At 58.6% G+C, this 18,013-nt stretch carries 14 protein-coding genes; 2 read left to right on the forward strand and 12 right to left on the reverse strand.

Annotated features, from left to right (window positions below):
• Positions 1 to 8: 8 nt before the first annotated feature.
• From BT179_RS22510 to BT179_RS22560, 11 genes are all read right to left on the reverse strand, one after another.
• The gene (locus tag BT179_RS22510; protein WP_072389785.1) at positions 9 to 1,835 is read right to left on the reverse strand and encodes a S9 family peptidase; all 1,827 of its coding nucleotides are present in this window, start codon (positions 1,833 to 1,835) and stop codon (positions 9 to 11) included.
• Positions 1,801 to 2,970: a pyrroloquinoline quinone biosynthesis protein PqqE gene (gene pqqE, locus BT179_RS22515; RefSeq protein WP_072389781.1), complete on the reverse strand. Its 1,170-nt coding sequence runs from the start codon at positions 2,968 to 2,970 to the stop codon at positions 1,801 to 1,803. The genes BT179_RS22510 and pqqE overlap by 35 nt, the downstream gene beginning before the upstream one ends.
• On the reverse strand, positions 2,942 to 3,217 hold the full coding sequence (gene pqqD, locus BT179_RS22520) for a pyrroloquinoline quinone biosynthesis peptide chaperone PqqD (RefSeq protein WP_072389777.1): 276 nt from the start codon (positions 3,215 to 3,217) through the stop codon (positions 2,942 to 2,944). The genes pqqE and pqqD overlap by 29 nt, the downstream gene beginning before the upstream one ends.
• Positions 3,214 to 3,966: a pyrroloquinoline-quinone synthase PqqC gene (gene pqqC / locus BT179_RS22525; RefSeq protein ID WP_072431939.1), complete on the reverse strand. Its 753-nt coding sequence runs from the start codon at positions 3,964 to 3,966 to the stop codon at positions 3,214 to 3,216. Before pqqC ends, pqqD begins: the two co-directional genes overlap by 4 nt.
• Before the next feature lie 202 nt (positions 3,967 to 4,168).
• Complete coding sequence (gene pqqB, locus BT179_RS22530) at positions 4,169 to 5,080, reverse strand: pyrroloquinoline quinone biosynthesis protein PqqB (protein ID WP_072389772.1); 912 nt, start codon at positions 5,078 to 5,080, stop codon at positions 4,169 to 4,171.
• A gap of 80 nt (positions 5,081 to 5,160) precedes the next feature.
• Complete coding sequence (gene pqqA / locus BT179_RS22535; protein WP_053156473.1) at positions 5,161 to 5,235, reverse strand: pyrroloquinoline quinone precursor peptide PqqA; 75 nt, start codon at positions 5,233 to 5,235, stop codon at positions 5,161 to 5,163.
• A gap of 157 nt (positions 5,236 to 5,392) precedes the next feature.
• Complete coding sequence (gene pqqF / locus BT179_RS22540) at positions 5,393 to 7,834, reverse strand: pyrroloquinoline quinone biosynthesis protein PqqF (protein ID WP_072431940.1); 2,442 nt, start codon at positions 7,832 to 7,834, stop codon at positions 5,393 to 5,395.
• Positions 7,835 to 7,875: 41 nt separating this feature from the next.
• On the reverse strand, positions 7,876 to 8,670 hold the full coding sequence (locus tag BT179_RS22545) for a carbon-nitrogen hydrolase family protein (RefSeq protein ID WP_072389765.1): 795 nt from the start codon (positions 8,668 to 8,670) through the stop codon (positions 7,876 to 7,878).
• Positions 8,671 to 8,682: 12 nt separating this feature from the next.
• Entirely contained in the window at positions 8,683 to 10,365 is a 1,683-nt protein-coding gene (locus tag BT179_RS22550; RefSeq protein ID WP_072431941.1) for a flavin monoamine oxidase family protein, read from the reverse strand.
• Positions 10,366 to 10,545: 180 nt separating this feature from the next.
• Positions 10,546 to 11,007 carry an Lrp/AsnC family transcriptional regulator gene (locus BT179_RS22555; protein WP_072389758.1) on the reverse strand — a complete coding sequence of 154 codons (462 nt, stop codon included), beginning with the start codon at positions 11,005 to 11,007 and terminating at the stop codon, positions 10,546 to 10,548.
• A 35-nt stretch (positions 11,008 to 11,042) separates the two neighbouring features.
• Positions 11,043 to 13,523, reverse strand: coding sequence for a YciC family protein (locus tag BT179_RS22560; RefSeq protein ID WP_305728567.1), 2,481 nt, complete (start codon positions 13,521 to 13,523; stop codon positions 11,043 to 11,045).
• Between the two features lie 364 nt (positions 13,524 to 13,887).
• On the opposite strand from BT179_RS22560, the gene BT179_RS22565 reads away from it, so the two are divergent.
• Positions 13,888 to 15,024 carry a phospholipase D family protein gene (locus tag BT179_RS22565; RefSeq protein ID WP_072431942.1) on the forward strand — a complete coding sequence of 379 codons (1,137 nt, stop codon included), beginning with the start codon at positions 13,888 to 13,890 and terminating at the stop codon, positions 15,022 to 15,024.
• On the opposite strand, the gene BT179_RS22570 is transcribed toward BT179_RS22565, so the two are convergent.
• Positions 15,021 to 16,460, reverse strand: coding sequence for a DNA adenine methylase (locus BT179_RS22570; protein WP_371264419.1), 1,440 nt, complete (start codon positions 16,458 to 16,460; stop codon positions 15,021 to 15,023). The two genes, BT179_RS22565 and BT179_RS22570, sit on opposite strands and share 4 nt — an antisense overlap.
• A gap of 8 nt (positions 16,461 to 16,468) precedes the next feature.
• On the opposite strand from BT179_RS22570, the gene BT179_RS22575 reads away from it, so the two are divergent.
• Positions 16,469 to 17,590: a site-specific DNA-methyltransferase gene (locus BT179_RS22575; RefSeq protein ID WP_072431944.1), complete on the forward strand. Its 1,122-nt coding sequence runs from the start codon at positions 16,469 to 16,471 to the stop codon at positions 17,588 to 17,590.
• The last annotated feature ends 423 nt before the right edge of the window (positions 17,591 to 18,013 follow it).

The following is an 18,013-nucleotide window of genomic DNA, read 5'->3' on the forward strand; positions in this document are numbered from 1 at the left end:
TCCTCTGTCTAAAGGCTGTCCTCGATCACCCTGCGATAGAACAGCCACTCATGCTCCAGCGCGTGCGCCTGGTTCGCCGCCTTGCGAAAGCCGTGGCGCTCATCCGGGTAATAGTGTGCTTCGACCGTAATGCCATTCGCCTTCAAGGCCCTGACCATGTCCCGAGTCTGCTGCGGCACGACCACGGCATCCAACTCTCCCTGGAAGAAAATCACCGGCGCGCGGATCCGATCAGCGTGTAGCAGGGGGGTGCGGGTGCGGTAGCGTTCGGCGTCCTGCTGCGGGTCGCCGATCAGCCAGTCGAGGTAATCGCCTTCGAATTTATGCGTGGCTCGACCCAAGGCGACAGGATCGCTGACGCCGTAGAGGCTGGCGCCGGCACGGAAGACATCGTGGAACGCCAAGGCACAAAGCGTCGTATACCCACCGGCGCTGCCACCGCGGATAAATGCACATTGGGGGTCGATCAGGCCATGTTCGCCCAGGTAGCGCACCACCGCGCAGGCATCTTCGACATCCACAACGCCCCAATTCAAGTGCAGGGCCTGGCGGTAGGCCCGGCCGTAGCCGCTGCTGCCGCGATAGTTGAGGTCGGCGACGGCGAAGCCGCGCTGGGTCCAGTACTGGATGCGCGGGTCGAACTGGGGATAACAGGCCGAAGTCGGCCCACCGTGGATGAACACCACCAGTGGCGGTTTATGCTTGGCATGCATGGCCGGATAAAAGAAACCATGGGCTTGCCTCGACGCACTGGGGTAACGCAGTGTCCGGGGGCGACTGATCAGATCGGTAGGTAGCGGTGCCACGCCCCCGGCCAATACCACCTCCTCATGGTTTTGCCGCCCGATTGCGACGATGGCCGACGGGCTGGTCGGCGATGACACGATGGCGTAAACGAACTGCTCATCCAGCGCCAGGCTGCGAAACCGGCTATAGGTGCCGGTAAAGTCCTCGGTCTGGTCGCCGCGGCACAGTCCCAGGCGTCCAAATCCCGCCTCGGTCCAGCTCGCCAGATACGTATGCCGGTCCAGGGGCAGCCAGGTACGGCCACCCAACTGCCAGGGCGCCGGGGCGTGGTCGGCTTCAGCGCAGGGCAGTGGTTCCAGGCCGTGGACCGATTCAACCCATGGTTGCCAGTAGCCGCCACGGTCGGTCAGGCAATACAGCCGGCCGGCATCGTCGAAGCGTGGTTGCTGGATGGATTCCTCTTCGGCATCACCCGCCACGCAGCGCGGTTCATTCCACCCTGAAGCGTTGCGTTCGGCCAGCATCAACCGCGTTGCCGTCCACGGTTGATGAGGACGGCTCCACTCGATCCAGGCCAGTCGTCGACCGTTCGGGCTCAACACCGGCGAGGCGTAGAAATCGGCGCCTTCAGCCAGCACACGGCGCTGCCGATCCGCCAGCCCAATCGATACCAGGCGATGCTGGTTGGCGTGTTCCTCCACCGCCAACACCTGGCCGCCGGCAAAGCCAAGGTCTGCGTAGCGGCAGTCGCCCGAGGTCAGTGCCATGGGGGGCTTGTCGGTCAGTGGCTGGTGATACAGCTGCTGGTCTGCCTCGTTGACGAACAGCACCCCGTCGTCGCTCAGGCAGAACGATCCACCGCCATATTCATAAACCCGGCTGCGAGCGCTGAACCCATCCGGGGTCAGGCATCGGGCCTTGGCATTGCGCCATTGCCAGATCCGGCAGGCGCCGTCTTGCGGGCGGTACTCGTTCCAGAACAGCCCAAGGGGGCCGACCTGCAGCTCGGCGAAATCGATGCCGGCGGCAACAGCCTCGGCGGCGCTGAGCGGTTCAGCCCTTGGCGATGAGGCGTGAGTTTCGTTCATTACGGAAAGCCAGTTGCTCGATGGTCTGGGTGGCGTGCTCGGCGTCTTCACGTGCCTGCAGGATCATCCCGTGATGTTCGGATTTGCTGCACACCGGGTCGGCATTGCTGGCATCGCCCGTGAGCATGAACGCCTGGCAGCGGCAACCGCCGAAGTCCTGTTCTTTTTCATCACAGGACCGGCACGGCTCGGGCATCCAGTCATAACCGCGGAAGCGATTGAAGCCAAAGGAGTCGTACCAGATGTGTTGCATGCTGTGGTCGCGTACGTTGGGAAATTGCACGGGCAGCTGTCGGGCGCCGTGGCAAGGCAGTGCGGTACCATCCGGCGTGACCGTCAGGAACAGGCTGCCCCAGCCGTTCATGCAGGCCTTGGGGCGCTCTTCATAGTAGTCCGGGGTCACGAAGATCAACTTGCAGGGATTGCCCTCGGCTTGCAACCTGGCGCGGTACTGGTTGGTGACCTGCTCGGCGCGCACCAGTTGTTCCTGGGTGGGCAGCAGTCCGACGCGGTTGAGCTGCGCCCAGCCATAGAACTGGCAGGTGGCGAGCTCGACGAAGTCGGCCTCGAGGGCAACGCATAGCTCGATGATGCGGTCGATCTTGTCGATGTTGTGCCGATGGGTGACGAAGTTCAGCACCATGGGATAGCCATGGGCTTTTACCGCACGAGCCATTTCCAGTTTCTGCGCGAAGGCCTTCTTCGAGCCGGCCAGCAGGTTGTTCACCTGCTCGTCGCTGGCCTGGAAGCTGATCTGGATATGGTCCAGGCCGGCTTTCTTGAAATCGCTGATTTTCTGTTCGGTCAATCCGATGCCGGAGGTGATCAGGTTGGTATAGAAACCCAATCTGCGCGCTTCGCCGATCAATTCGGCCAGGTCCTGGCGCACCAGCGGCTCGCCACCGGAAAAGCCCAGTTGCGCGGCGCCCATTTCACGGGCTTCGCGAAAGACCTTGAACCACTGCTCGGTGCTCAACTCCTTGCCTTGCTCGGCGAAGTCCAGCGGGTTGGAGCAATACGGGCATTGCAGCGGGCAGCGATAGGTCAGCTCGGCCAGTAACCAGAGTGGCAAGCCCACTCCAGGCGTGGCCGGCAGCCCGGTGTTCTCAGGCAAGTTCGATCCAGTGCTCTGCACGGGCGACCTCCATGAATTGCTCGATGTCGTCACCGAGTTCCGGCACGTCGGGAAACTGCTGCGCCAACTCGCCGATGATGGCCGCGACATCCCGTTCACCGTCGATCAGCCCGCCGATCAGCGCAGCGCTGTCGTTGAGCTTGATCATGCCTTCAGGATAGAGCAGCACGTGGCCCTTCTGTGCCGGTTCGTATTGAAAGCGATAGCCGGGACGCCAGCGAGGGGTTTTGCTGCGATCGAAGCTCATAGATTGATTCCTTTATGCCACACTCGTTGCCCGGTCACGCTGTGGTAGGGCGGGCGGTTCAACTCGTAGGCCATGCTCATGGCGTCGAGCATGCTCCAGAGGATGTCCAGTTTGAACTGGAGAATCTCCAGCATGCGCTCCTGTCCTGCGCGGGTGGTGTAGTGCTGCAAGGTGATGGCCAGACCATGTTCCACGTCGCGTCGGGCCTGGCTCAGGCGGGTACGGAAGTATTCGTATCCGGCCGGGTCGATCCAGGGATAATGCTGCGGCCAACTGTCCAGGCGCGATTGATGGATCTGCGGGGCGAACAGCTCGGTCAACGAGCTGCTGGCGGCTTCCTGCCAACTGGCCCGTCGGGCGAAATTGACATAGGCATCCACGGCGAAGCGCACGCCCGGCAACACCAGCTCCTGGGAGCGCAACTGGTCGGGGTCCAGACCCACCGCCTGGCCCAGTCGCAGCCAGGCTTCGATACCGCCATCTTCACCGGGCGCGCCGTCATGGTCGAGTAGGCGCTGAATCCACTCGCGGCGTATCTCACGGTCCGGGCAATTGGCCAGGATCGCGGCATCCTTGAGCGGAATATTCACCTGGTAATAGAAGCGGTTCGCGACCCAGCCCTGGATCTGCTCGCGAGTGGCGCGGCCTTCATACATCGCCACGTGATAGGGGTGATGGATGTGGTAATACGCGCCTTTGGCGCGCAGGGCCGCTTCGAACTCGGCGGGTGACAGGGGGACATCAGTCATTTCGGTCTCCGGGCAATAACCGTTGGTTTCGGTGGCGTCAGGGCTGGCCCCATCGCGAACAAGCTCGCTCCCGCACGGGTTGTGCTGTGAATCAGATATCAGGACTACTGTGGGAGCGAGCTTGCTCGCGATAGCGTCCTATCAGCCGGCACCAATGTCGACTGATACACCGCAAGCCCACCCCACATTGGTTCTGACCTTCCTACAACTCAATACTCATTCCGTCGTAGGCCACTTCGATCCTTCGGCGTACCAGTTCGGCCCGCTCCGGCGAGTCTTCGTCCAGGATCGGATTGGTGTTGTTGATATGGATCAGGACCTTGCGCTGCTCGGGCAACTGCTCCAGCACTTCCAACATGCCACCAGGACCGTTCTGCGCCAGGTGGCCCATCTCTCGTCCGGTGCGGGTGCCGACGCCACGACGCTGCATTTCGTCGTCATCCCACATCGTGCCGTCCACCAGCAGGCAGTCGCTGCCGGCCATTATTTCCAGCAGGGGCGCGTCCACCTTGCCCAGGCCTGGCGCATAGAACAGCTTGCCGCCCGTGCGCAGGTCTTCGACGATCAGGCCGATGTTATCTCCCGGGTGCGGGTCGAAACGGTGCGGCGAATAGGGCGGGGCGGCGCTGCGCAGGGGCAACGGGGTGAAACGCAGGTTGGGACAGGCCGGGACGGTGAAGCCCTGGTCGAGCTCGATGCGATTCCAGTTCAGCCCGCCGTTCCAGTGGGTCAGCATGTTGAACAGCGGAAAACCGGTGCTCAGGTCTTCGTGGACCATGTCGGTGCACCAGACCTGGTGCGGGCAACCTTCCCGCAGGCTGAGCAGGCCGGTGGTGTGGTCGATCTGACTGTCCATCAGGATGATGGCGCCGATACCGGTGTCCCGCAGGGCCCGGCCCGGTTGCATTGGAGCGAAACTCTGGAGCTGGGCACGGATGTCCGGGGAGGCATTGCACAACACCCAGTTCACACCGTCATCGGAAATCGCGATGGACGACTGGGTCCGGGCCTGGGCCCTCAGGGTGCCGTTGCGAAAACCTGCGCAATTGACGCAATTGCAGTTCCACTGAGGGAAACCGCCACCTGCGGCGGAACCTAGAATCTGGACGAACATGGCCGCTCCATCTGCAAACCGAAATAAAAAACGCCCCGGCTGGCCGAGGCGTTTGCTGCACGTTCAACCGCCTGCAGCAATTAACGGTTGGCGAAGTACATGGTGACTTCGAAACCGATACGCAGGTCGATATATGCGGGTTTGGACCAGGACATGGAAATACTCCTTTGGTTGGGGTGGGACAGGTTGGATCTATACATTTAGTCCACCTCCATGCGGAGATGTTCAGATGCTTAGGCGGCTATGTTACTAAATCTGACATTTTCGTTCGCGGTGATTCTCCGAGAAAGCTCATTACCGAGGCTGTAACGATCACTGCGCCGTTTTCCAGCGTGTGTCCGGACATGTGCCGTTGCTCAGGCAGAGACGTCCACCATCAGCGGCGGCCAGGCGTCGAGCCGCGTCCAGCAGTTGCTTGCGATCCAGGAGGCATAGGGCTTCGACCAACTGCCGGAGATAGTTCGATGGCCGGCCAGCCAGTTTGCCTTGCCAGAGCAGGTCGGCCGCTTGGGCGAAGGGGAGGGCGTCACCCTGGAACTGGGCCGCGAGGGCCTGCTGCTGGGTGTGCAAGGTTGAATCGTCGAGCTGATGGATCAAGTCCGGCAGCTCGCCCAGGAACTGTTCGACATGCGCAGCCAGTTGCGCCGCCGAGACGCTGGGGGACTGGACGCCGAACAACAGGCCGGTTTGCCCATTGATTTGCTTCAAGCTGCTGAACACCGCGTAACCCAGCTGCAAGTCGACCCGCAGGCGCTGGTAAAACGGTGTCTGGCACAACTGCGCCAGCAATCGCCAGCAAGCTTCGTCGAAAAGGTCCCGAGTGGGCGTCGGACAGAACAGCAACACGGCCTGTTCTTCGCTCTGTGGGGTCGCAAGCCTGTCCCAGGTCCATTGCGCAGAGGACACCATGGGCTCGACCGGATGGCCTGGGGCGCCGGGCACCCGGGCCAATGCTGTCCCCATCGCACCTTGGGTGGCGGCCGACAGGCCTACGGCCAAGCCGTCCCATTGGGCAGTGGTCCAGAGGCTCCGATAGTCGTCGGACGCCGCTACCGACGTCGATGGCGATTTTCTTTGGCTGCGGTTCGACAATTCTTTCAGCAAATGTCGAACTGGCATCAACGGTGCGTCGCTGCCTGGCTCGGACGCAGGCAGCGGCTGTTCCAGTCTGGCCAGGATGTGTTCGAGTACCGGCGGCATGGCCGCCTGCACGCCGAGCAACTTGAGCAGGCATCGGTCGCCGCTGGCTTCGAAGGTCACGTCCACGCCGGCCTGGCCGGCTTCACCGCAGACGTCACGCAGGTGCCGCTCGAGCCTGGATTGCAGGTCCTGGGGGGCTTGCGTCATCAGCTGCCAACGCAGGTACAGCGCGCCTTCCCGAGCGCTATCCGCCAATGCCTGGCTGAACTGCATGGGCGAGCGTTCGCGTCGGCCCCTGGAGCGGTCCTGGGCGAAGGTGCGCAGGCCTCGGTGGGCGCTGGTCTGGCCACGGATCAGCCCGGCGCGAGGCGGTTCCACTGGCGACTGCAGGAATGGGTTGGGCGCGGGCAGTTGCCACTCTTCCACGACGGGGTCCGCCGGTTGGGCTTGCTTGAGGATTTCCCTGAGCCTGTGGAGGTCGTTTTCTGACAGCGGTGCCTGCCGGCCTTCGTTGTCCAGGTGGGCGAGTTGCAACGCCGAGGCTGTCTCCTGGCCACGACGCAGCAGGGCCTCAAACTCCTTGCGCAACGGCTGCCAGTCGTCCTGGCGGGCGAAAAAGCCCAACCAATCGTGCAGCAACCGCTGGATGTCGTTATGTGCTCGTCCCTGGACACGCTTGAATTCGATGTGCAGCAGGGCCTGCCCGGTATATTCATACAGTGGTGTGGCCTTGAGGGTATCCGCCAGGCCGAGCCGGCGCAGGGTGTCCAGCAAGCCCCCCGGTTTGCCGGCGTTCAGCCACATGCAAAGGAAAGCCAGGGCTTGAGGCGAGGCAACCGGCAACTGTTCGAAGGCGAACAGCAAGTCGAGTCGATCCTTGTCGGCTATCCGATAGCAGGGCACCGACGCTGTCATCAACGCGGTTGGCAATGGTCTGGCGACCGCTTCGCCCGCAGGCAATTCATGGGCGAATTCTTCAGCCAGTTTTCTCAACGCTTCCAGGCTTTGCGGGCCGGCCAGGCTCAAGGTCATCTGGCCGCGTTGGTAGAACGTTCGGTAGAAGTCTCGCAGGGCCTTCTGGAATTCGGGCCGGGATACGCCCAGGCTGTCGCGGTTGCCCGCATGGAAACCGCGTAACGGGTGGGCGGCCGATAGCCCCGCCAGCAAGGCGACCTGTCGTTGGGCCGCCGCATCCTGGGACCAGGCGACGAACTCCGCATGCAGTACTTCCCGCTCCCGCAATTGATCGGCTTCGGCCAGGCGTGGATCAGCGAGCATATCCGACAGACGTTCCAGCCCGCCGGCGAAGACCGCCGGCGGCAACTCGAAAAAGAAGTCTGTGGTGCGCTCGCTGGTACGGGCATTGACCTGGCCGCCGTGCCGTTGCACGTAGGCCATCAGGTTCTGTTCCGGGGGAAATCGCGCGGTGCCCAGGAAGAAGAGATGTTCGAGGAAGTGCGCCATTCCCGGCCACGCCAGTGGCGCATCGTGGCTGCCGACCGCCACTCGCAACACGGCGGCACTGCGTTTCAGGTCGGGTGCATGGCGTAGCGTCACCCGCAAGCCGTTAGCCAGGGTTTGAGTAAAAGGGCGAAGGGAATCGGGGGCCGGCATGAGCGCTTCCAGGGCAGAGGAGCGCTCATGCTCGGATATGGTCAGTGTTTGTGCAAGTCGCCGTAAAGCTCGGGGCGACGGTCATGCAGATAGTTGTAAGCCTCGCGGGACGCTTGCATCAGCTGTCGATCCAGCTCGCCGACGATCAGCGCCTCGTCCAGGCCGGCGAGTGCGGGGCGGCTGCCGTCCGGCGCGGCGATGCTGCTTTGGCCGCAGTATCGCAACTCACCCTCGTGTCCGCAGTAATTGGCGTAGGCCACGAAGCACTGGTTCTCGATGGCGCGGGCGCGCACGGTGACATCGGCAATGAATTCGTAGGGCTGCATGTTGGCGGTCGGTACCAGGATCAATTCGGCGCCGGCCAAGGCCAGGCGCCGGGCGTTTTCCGGGAATTCCAGGTCGTAGCAGATCAGGAATCCGAGCTTCCAGCCATTGAGCTCCACGATGGGCAGCGCCGCGTCGCCGGCACTGAACATGGCATGATCGAGATCGCCGAACAGGTGACTCTTGCGGTAATTGGCGAGGCGTTCACCCTGGGCGTCGATCAGTTGAACCGAGTTGTAGATCTGCCCATCTTCGCTGCGCTCGGGGTAGCCATAGAGGATCGCCAGGCCGGCCGCCTTGGCGATGCGGCCGATCTGCTGCGCCCACTCGCCGTTGTAGACCTCGGCCAATACGCTCACCGCGTCGACGCCAATGTTGTACCCGCTCATGAACATTTCCGGCAGTACCAGCACATCGGCGCCCCTGGCTTCCAGCGCCACCTGGTGCAGGCGTTGCAGGTTACCGGCCGGATCCAGCGGCAGCGGCGGGCATTGATAAAGGGCTACGCGCATCGACAACTCCTTTCATTCGGGCAGGGCGATCGGGCCGATCTCGTGGAACACGTCGCCAGGACCCGGGTTCTCGGGGTGAGTCTCACCGCCAAAATGCTTCATGATTCCCCACACGGCATTGAGCGAGGTCTGTACCGCGCCTTCAACCCAGGCCGGTGTCCATGAGACGTCATCGCCAGCGATAAAGATCCCTCGCTGTTCGGCCGGCATGTCATCCTGCATGAAATGTGCGTACATGCGCTGGTTGTAGCGATAGTGGCCGGGCAGCGCGCCCTTGAATGCCCCGAGGAAATGCGGGTCGGCTTCCCAGGACACGGTGATCGGATCGCCGATGATGCGCGCGGCGATGTCCACCTTGGGGTAAATCTTCTTCAGGGCATCCAGGGCCAGCTTCACGCGTTTCTCCACCGGGTGCGGCAACATTTTCAGCGCATCGCTCATCCAGGAGTACGAGAGGCAGATGACGCCCGGCTTGTCATCGCCGTTGTCGAACAGGTAAGTGCCGCGGGTGAGGCGATCGGTGAGGGTCATGCTCATCAGGTCGCGGCCGGTTTCCGGGTCCTTGTCCTTCCAGAACGGCCGGTCGACCATGACAAAGGTCTTCGACGACTGCATGTAGCGGGTGCGATCCAGGGCCATCCACATTTTCTGCGAGAACAGCGCCTCCTCACATTCGATCTGGGTGGTCAGCAACCAGCTCTGGCAGGTGACCAGTACTGCGGCATATTCACGGGTGTCCCCCCACACGTCGGTCACGCTGAAGCGACCATCTTCGGCGCGAGCAATGCGTTTCACCCCGCTGCGAGGCGCCCCCAGGTGCAATGAACTCAGGCTGGTGCCCTGCGGCCAGTGCACACAACGCTCCGGCACATGTTTCCAGATACCGTGGGGCACTTGCTCGACGCCGCCGACCACCAGGTGCTGATGGTCATCGCAGTTGGTCATCACCACACGGAAGATTTCCAGCATCGAGTTGGGGAAGTCGGAATCCCAGCCACCGGTGCCGAAACCGACCTGGCCGAATACCTCGCGGTGCTGGAAAGAAAGTTTGGCGAACGCCTTGGAAGTGGCGACGAAGTCGTAGAAGGTCCGATCGTCCCAGAGAGGCACCAGGGTATTCCACAACTCCTTCAGGCGTGGCACGTCGCGGTCGCGAATGGCCTGCTGGATCTCGCTGAAGCGCGAGCCGTCCTCCAATGCATCGGCCCAGGCGTCGGCCACTTCCTGGAACAACGCAGGAAGATCCGCCATTTTTTCTGCGTAGTAGGTCTGGCCCTCCAGGTCGATGACGGTGCTGCCGGAGGCTGGGGTCAGTGGGTTGGGGAAGGGCTTGGTCTCCAGGCCCAGCTTGTCGACATAGTGGTAGAACGCGGTGGACGACACCGGAAAGCGCATGCCGCCCAGCTCGGCGATCACGCCTTCGGCACCGTTGAATGCCTGGGAGCGCAGGCGCCCGCCCATTTTCGAAGCCTCATAGACCACGGGCTTGAGACCAAGCTTCATCAGTTCATAGGCCGCCACCAGCCCGGCGATGCCGGCACCGACGATCGCCACTTCAGCCCCCAGGTTGTGGGCCGGAATACTGCCCAGGCCGGCCGGATGCTCGATCCAGTCGTCAAAGGCGAAGGGGAAGTCCGGTCCGAAAATGGTGATGGGTTTCTTGCCGTCTGCGGGGTGGCGATTGTTCTTGTTCATGGCTGACCTTGATGGCGACTCGACGCGGTATCGCGTCTGAGTATAGGAAAGATGGCAGCCATTCTAGAGAGCGTGAAACACGTTAATAAGACGCAATGTGTCGTCGTTTTGAGCGCTGTCCAGTCATTCTGACGAGTTAATAGAAGCTAATGACGAAAAAGCCTCGAAGAGGCGAGGGCTTCAGACCGGTTGGCCCCGATCGATCTTGCTGCTGAGGATGATCGAGGTGGTGGTTTTTTCAACCCCATCCACGCCTCCGATCTGGTCCAGCAATTGATCCAGCTGCTCCGGTGAGTCCGTGCGCAGCCAGGCCACGTAGTCGAATTCGCCACTGACTGCGCACAGCTGCTGGACCTGGGCCATGGCACTCAAGCGGCGCAGAACATCCTTGCCCGAGCGTGGCTGCACTTTGATACCGACATAAGCCTGCAATCCTCCATCGACCACCCGCTGCCCCAGGCGTACACCGTACCCGGTGATCACCCTGGTCTTTTCCAGCCGCGCCAGCCGCGAGGTCACGGTAGTGCGGGCGATGCCCAACTGCCGGGCAAGCATGGCGACACTTTCCCGGGCGTTGATCTGCAGGGCCGCGATCAATTGGCGGTCGATTTCGTCGAGGACGGGAGGGCGGGTGTCAGGCAAGGTGGGCTCCGGTGCGGGTATCGATGGTGGGCATGTTACAGGCTCTTGTGCTCGAAATAGCCAATGGCTGGCCGAGTCAGTGCTCGCCAGGCCGGTGCCAGATGGACTTGCGAAGCCCGAAGCCAGAAACCGTCCTCGCAGACCAGTTGCTCCGCAGGCGATTGCAGCAAGCTTTCCAGGGAATAGACCTGGACCGAACCTGCATCGTCGTCCCCTTCGGCTGCCCAATCCCGCTCGAAGCAGCGTACCTGCAACCGGTCTTGGTCGAACCCTTCGAACAGTGGGCGGTTGCCCAGCCATTGTCCATGCACTCGCAAACTGTGCGCCTGGACATCGAGCAGCAGCAATTGCCAGCCCCGGTAGCTTGCGCAGAGCTCGGTCACATCCGTCCTGAGGGAGGTCAGGGCCAGATAGCGGCCATCCTTCGACCAGATCATCGAAGGCGCCAGGTCGGTCAAGGCGCAGCCGGACGCCGTCAACAGATGGCCTGCGAGCCGAGGCGTATCGGCTCGTACCCAACTGTCGGCATATTCCGTCTCGCTGCCGAACAACCAGGCGGCATCTTGGTGATCGGGTGCGGGCTGGATGAAATCGCCGTCGGCATTGGCAACTTGCGGACGATCCACCAGGCGCCAAGGGGCCACGCTGGATAGCTGCGAATCAGTCACCTGCAGCTCCACTGTGTTGTAGAACAGCCGGTAGCGGTCGTTGGGGAGAAAGAACCCAGGGTCATCGCCGATGGGCGGCGCAGGGCGGTTGAAACGTCGCAGTGCAGTGCTTTCCAGGCCCTCGTCGAGCGCACCGGCAACCACTGCCAGGCTCAGCCGTCCATCACGAAAATCAAGTATTCGGGCCGCCCACATTCCGGGGCCTTCCATCAGGCGGCGATCCTTCACATCGACCACTACCGCATGGGTAGCCAGGGGTGTCGACTCGGTAAAGGGCAGCAGTGCCAGATAGCGTCCGCAGCCGCAGACCCGGTGATCCAGCCGCCAGCGCCCCGGCAATTGCCAGTCGCCGATCTGGCAGCGGTAGGCTCCGAGACCTTCTTGGCTGTCGCCAAGCCAGATCAACTGGGCAGGCACATCGTCCTGCAGGGGCTGCGTTTCGATGAACGAATCGCCTCGTCGCCCCTGGCTGTCCAGCGGCATCGCGATGGTGGTGCGGGTCAATTGGAATTCAGCGACTTGCACACGACCCTGGGCGTCGTGGCCGGCCTGGATGTCGGTATCGCTGTGAATGCTGTCGAGGCGGTAGCCGTGGCGGCCGGAGCCTGGGCGAGGATAGTCGAGGTATGACGCGATACGCACATGATTTGCATCGAGGCTCGACACCTCGTACCAATAAAAAGAGGGTTCTGCGTCACTGCCTATCCAGGGGGCGGGGAGCGCTCGCCAGCCCTGCTCCTCATGCCACAACCAGTATCGGTCGCCATCCCGGCTGTCGGACTGCTCCCGGGCCTGGCACACCAGGGCGCGCTGGTCGGAGCTCCACACCAGCGGGGCATCGGCTGCCATGACCAAGCCGCAGGGGTGCCCGTCGATGCTGATGGTGTAGCGTGGAGAAAGCAGTGGCTCCAATGGCTGTGGCAGGTCGCGAAACGACGAGGGCAGGGAGAGGCTGCCTGCCAGGCAGTGCTGTCCATTCGCCGAGCGCCGCTGGAAGGTACGCACGATGTCGTTTGGGTCCCACTCCAGCCAAAGGTCGGCCATGGGGACCAGATCGACCCTACTGGCGGTCTGCAACAACTCATCGAGTCGACTCTGGCGAGCGCTGTTATCCACCAACGGGCTGTGACGGCCGCTCAGTCCGTCGAGGTCCAAGGCGTCCAGTTCCCAGAACTCACTGTTGTCGCAGCGATACAGCTGGCGCTGCTGACGATCCAGGACCACCAGCCCCCAGCGCTGCCGGGACGGCACTGTCGCCGCGAAGTAACGTCCATCGCTGGAAAACAGCGCCGAGGAGCCAAGGCCTTGCAGGAGTACGCCATCGGGGAACAGGTAGTCGCAATAGGTGGGGCCACCCATGGCGATTTCCCCCTGGTTGAACGTCCGTATCGGCTCGCCCTCCGGGGTCAGGGTCGGCTCGGCCCCTCCCCAGGCGCTCGGCCCGGTGACAGACTTCGCTGCCAGGCCAAGCCGTCTCTCCCAGGTGCTTACGCAAGCGAGCCCAGCGAAAATGATGACGATGGCCGCGATGATGCCCCACACCTCGGGCAGCGCCCTGCCTACGCTGAAACCAAGGCCGAACACGGCGCTGATCATCAACCGCGCAAGACCCCGCCCAATCGATAAGCGACCCAGGCGCGCCGCGAGGCCCATGAGCAAACCGAAGAGCAGCACCGCCAGGAACGCCAGCGCGGGAGGCATCAGGGCGACGAAAAACCCAGGCACCAAGAGGATGCCGAGTTGCCAGAACAGCTCAAGGAAAAGTCGGGGGAGGGTAGGCGTGGCGATGATGGCAGTCTCGTTGAAAGGGTAGGCCGTCGAGGGATCTATAGTGGTTGATCGAGCCATCCCCGGACAATGCCGGGAAGATGGCTTTTTTCGAAAAACGGGTGTGGACATTCTGAGGGCGAATCAGGCCGAGCCGGAATGCGACGAAGCCTCGAAAGCCGAACGCCGGAAACGCGAAAGCCGCGCAATGCGCGGCTTTCAAGTTGGTGGGCCCACACGGACTCGAACCGTGGACCAAAGGATTATGAGTTTGCGCGTGATACTAAAAGGCTAGTAGAGTTTCGCGTAGCCTACGTAAAGCTGGGTATCAGAGCGAGAAATTGGCTTCTGTATCCAGCAGTAATCAAGCGAAGCTCCAAAAAGTTTAGCACTGTACCTCCAGTGTACCTGCGCTGGATAACAAAATCTTCCATGGACGACATGCATGACCACCCGAATTTGCATCCAAGACCCCGATTACCAAGCCTCAGTATCACTACATGAGGCCTTGAACGCAGCGGGCGAGGGCGCGACGTCTGCTGCTGGCGCTTACGCTTTCGTTTCAAAAGGCGGTGTTGATTTGCTAATGGGCGCGCCTTCATTCAGCCAAATGCTTGGAAAAAAGCCTATTCAGCTCATCGTAGGTATGGATGCAATCACGAATGAAGCAGCTATAGGTGCACTGCAAATCCTTCAGAGTCGTCATCATGGGCTTGAGATCACGGCCTTTGTTCATGACAAAAAAGGGACAGTCTTCCATCCAAAAGTTTGCTGGTTTAAAAACGATCAAGGTGGAGTTGTGGTCACAGGGTCTGGCAACCTTACGGTCGGTGGTCTCAGAAAAAATCGCGAAGTCTTCTCCGTTGCACAGGTCGATGCTGAAGAAATCAACTCCATTGAGCAAAACTGGGAGGCTTGGATTGAGTCAAACAGGAATAACTTGCATTCGCTTGATAGCGAGGTTGTGTCGGAACGAGCTAAGCTAAACAATATCCGCAAAGCTGTATTTCTTGACGATCTGGAAAACGTAGACGTTGTTGGAGAGAAACAGCTTCAAGAAGTTCAAGTCTTTGATATCGCTGATATGGAGGCGGCAGAAGACTTAGATGACTGGAGTTTCAGCTCCAACGCTTTTTTTCTGGTTGCAGAAATTCCTAAAAGTGGTCGACGCTGGAAGCAAGCTAACTTTACACTTGAAACTTTTGTAGGTTTCTTTGGTGGTATTCGAGGTGACAATTCTAAGCGCTTAGTGCTCCGAGCTATTTACGACTCGGGAGAATATGGAAATCTAGAAGATCGCCCTTGTGTGACTGTGGCGAGTGATAACTTTAGAGTCGAACTCGAAGCGGCGTCGGGATTGGACTATCCAGTCGAAGGGCGGCCGATAGGGGTCTTTGTTCGGATTTCTGTCCGAATGTTTGCATACTATCTGAGTATGCCTGGAGCTCCCTCTTATGAGTCGCTACGAAACTGGCTTGATGAAAACGCGGGTCGAGAAAGTGTAAGGCGAGTAGTTTCTTCAGTCAATAACTCGCCTGAGATTATTGATGCGACCCCACTCGCAAGGTTTTTGAAAAACTAATTTTTGCAGATTATTAGAATTTCACCATGCGGCTTTTGCTCGAAACTATTTTCTCGGCTATTTAATTTGTTGTGCTTGAACTCTCCAGGGCACACCGTATAGATTTCTCGGAAGTGGCTACGAGCAAGCGCTGTCAAGTCCTCTATCGTCATAACTCTCGGGTGTTCTCCTTCACGGACAACGTGTGGGGAATAGGATAGGACTAAGCTTGCTCCCAACTTCGAAACTTTACTAAATAGTGTAGTGAAAGCCTGGGGGGCTTGTGAACGGATGCAGAATGGAGATTGATGGCGCTGCTCCCTATAAAGCCCTCGACTAAGGCGCAAACTTCCGCCAATTTTAGTTCGTGAAACGGTTGGTGAGTCTCTAAGGCAAAGTGTCTCAAGGACATGATAAAAACGACTGTAGTGATCACGCGTGTAGGGCGGATCAGCATATACAACCCGAGTGTTTTGCGGTAACTGATCTAGCGCGTCCGAAAAGTCCATGCATAGAGCTCGATGTGGAAGCTTGTTACCTTGCAATCCTACATATTTTTTTAGATTCTCGGAAAAAACATCAAAAATATCGATCTCTCTGTCTTTCTTGACCTTTGCAGCTATGCCTTTCTTGGGCTGTCCATTAGACATGCGGGGCTGTATTGGTTGAGCGAACTGTTTGCCGATTGTGTTCACTGCATTGCTAACAGCGCTGAGCAATGCTGCAAGTAACGTATCTTTATCGCGAGATGCAGAGTTTTCTATTTCATAAAGGATGGCATCAATAGCTGCCGTTTGTTTAAATGAAAAATAGATGCCTCCATAGTATAGAGTAGCGGTGCACAAGCCTTCGAACTTGCTCTCTAGTCGCATAAGCTTTTTATGTGAGGCTTTTAGGGCGCATTCCAGAAGTCCAGAGCAATTGAGATAATTTTCATCGGCTGATTTGATTAAAGACGCCTCCTCCAAGAATTCACATAGTTGCAAAGGTAGTCCTTCAAGTGCTCTTGTAATTGCTTCGCTCTCATACTCTAAAACTTCTGTGCATGATTCAATTAATGCATCGTGCGTGGTCGATGAGCGGCACTGGTCAACAAATATATCAGGCTGAATGGAGTTGCTTGGATTTAAAACGGCTGAACAAATGACTCGAGAATATTCCTGAATGTCGGCCGAAATTACCGTTCTGGCTTGGGACAGGAATCTGGACACGGAGCCAGAGCCAGCAAACAAATCTGCAACTACATCATTAGGCGATGAAAGCTCATCAATAACTTCACCGATAGCGTCAAGCATCCTTAGTTTGCTCCCAAGATAATTGAGAGATCGGAAAAAGTACTTCTTGTTATTGGTAAGCGATGGTATAATCCGCTCATTTTTGATAAGCGATTCAAAGTTTTCAGGGGGTGCTATCTGATTCAAAGTTGTCCCCTTTGAGACTTGATGGCTAGTGAGCAAATTGCAAAATGTTGAAAAAGATTAAGAAACATAGTTGCGATGGTGGTGGTGTAAGCGGGGAGATTATACACGGAGACAATCTCCTGGTGCTACAGGATCTTTTAAAAAAATATCGCGGCGCCGTGAAGTGTGTGTATATAGACCCGCCCTATAATAATGGCGAGGACTATAGTCATTATATGGATAATCGAGCGCACTTGGAGTGGCTCTCGATGATCGAGGTCAGGCTTAAGTTGTTACGGGATCTCCTCGCAGATGATGGGAGTATTTGGATTTCCATCGATGACGGAGAGGTTCATTATTTAAAAGTGGCGGCAGATAAAATATTCGGCCGAGAAAATTTTGTTACCACTGTAATATGGCAGCAACGAACTACGCGTGAAAATCGGAAAGCCTTTTCCAATAATCATGAATATATTCTTGTTTATGCCAAGAGCTTTAAGCGCTTTGCGGCTGTGGCCAACAAATTGCCCGGCACGCAAGAAATAATAGATCGGTATAAAAATCCCGACAATGATCCACGGGGCCCTTGGCAGTCTGTTTCAGCGAATGTACAGGCAGGCCATGCAGTGCCTAGCCAGTTCTATGAGGTAACGTCTCCGAGCGGCCGAGTTCATTCGCCTCCTAACGGTAGATGCTGGGCGTATAATAAAGCTAGAATGGATAAGGAAATAGCTGAGAATAACGTTTGGTTCGGAAAGGACGGTGCTGGCGTGCCTAGAATCAAAAAGTTTCTTAGGGATAAGGTTATAAAGGTCACGCCTGAGACAATCTGGCTTGCGGAAGAATGCGGGACTAGTAAGAGCGCCAAAAAACAGCTGCTAAAAATGTTTCCTGATGAGACCGTTTTTGACACCCCAAAGCCAGAAGAACTAATCAGAAAGGTTTTGTCTATCGCTACTAATCCTGGAGATCTGGTGCTGGATGCTTTTTTAGGCTCGGGAACCACTGCTGCGGTAGCTCACAAAATGAATCGTCGATACATAGGTATTGAAACTGGTGATCATATTGTAGATATAGTTGTTCGGCGGCTTCGTTATGTAATAGACGGGGACACTGATGGTATTACAAAAGTCGAAGGGTGGCGCGGCGGCGGCGGATTCGAGTTCCTCCGCTATACAGCCGATTAATTGGAAGTGCTGATAAAGGGATTGAGACCCTGGCTCCTCGGCTGATTGTCGAATACTCCAATTTTCTCAACTGACCCTGATATCGTGTGTTGCACTAGTCCACCTACACCTTCGCAACTTGGTTAGGGGGCTGGGTAATTGCGTCCTACCGGATCACCCGTTTGCATTCCTTGCCACTCATTTTCATTCGTCCTGATCAGTCGTTTGCGTCGTATTTGACCAGCATACTGGCTAGCCCCGGCTAAGAAGTCGACCCATAAAGGCCCTTGGTGGAGGGCGGTAAACGGCAAAAGCAGACCGTTCAGCAATGGTCCAACAACAGGTAAGTTGAGGCTTGCAGGTGTCTTCGAAATCCGTAGTGCTTCAAACCGCCGCCGTTGACTCTGAAGCGGATAGGCATGCGCGCTGTACAGCTCTTAACGT

Origin of the sequence: Pseudomonas sp. NFACC43 (assembly GCF_900119645.1) — a bacterium.
Taxonomy (GTDB): Bacteria; Pseudomonadota; Gammaproteobacteria; order Pseudomonadales; family Pseudomonadaceae; genus Aquipseudomonas.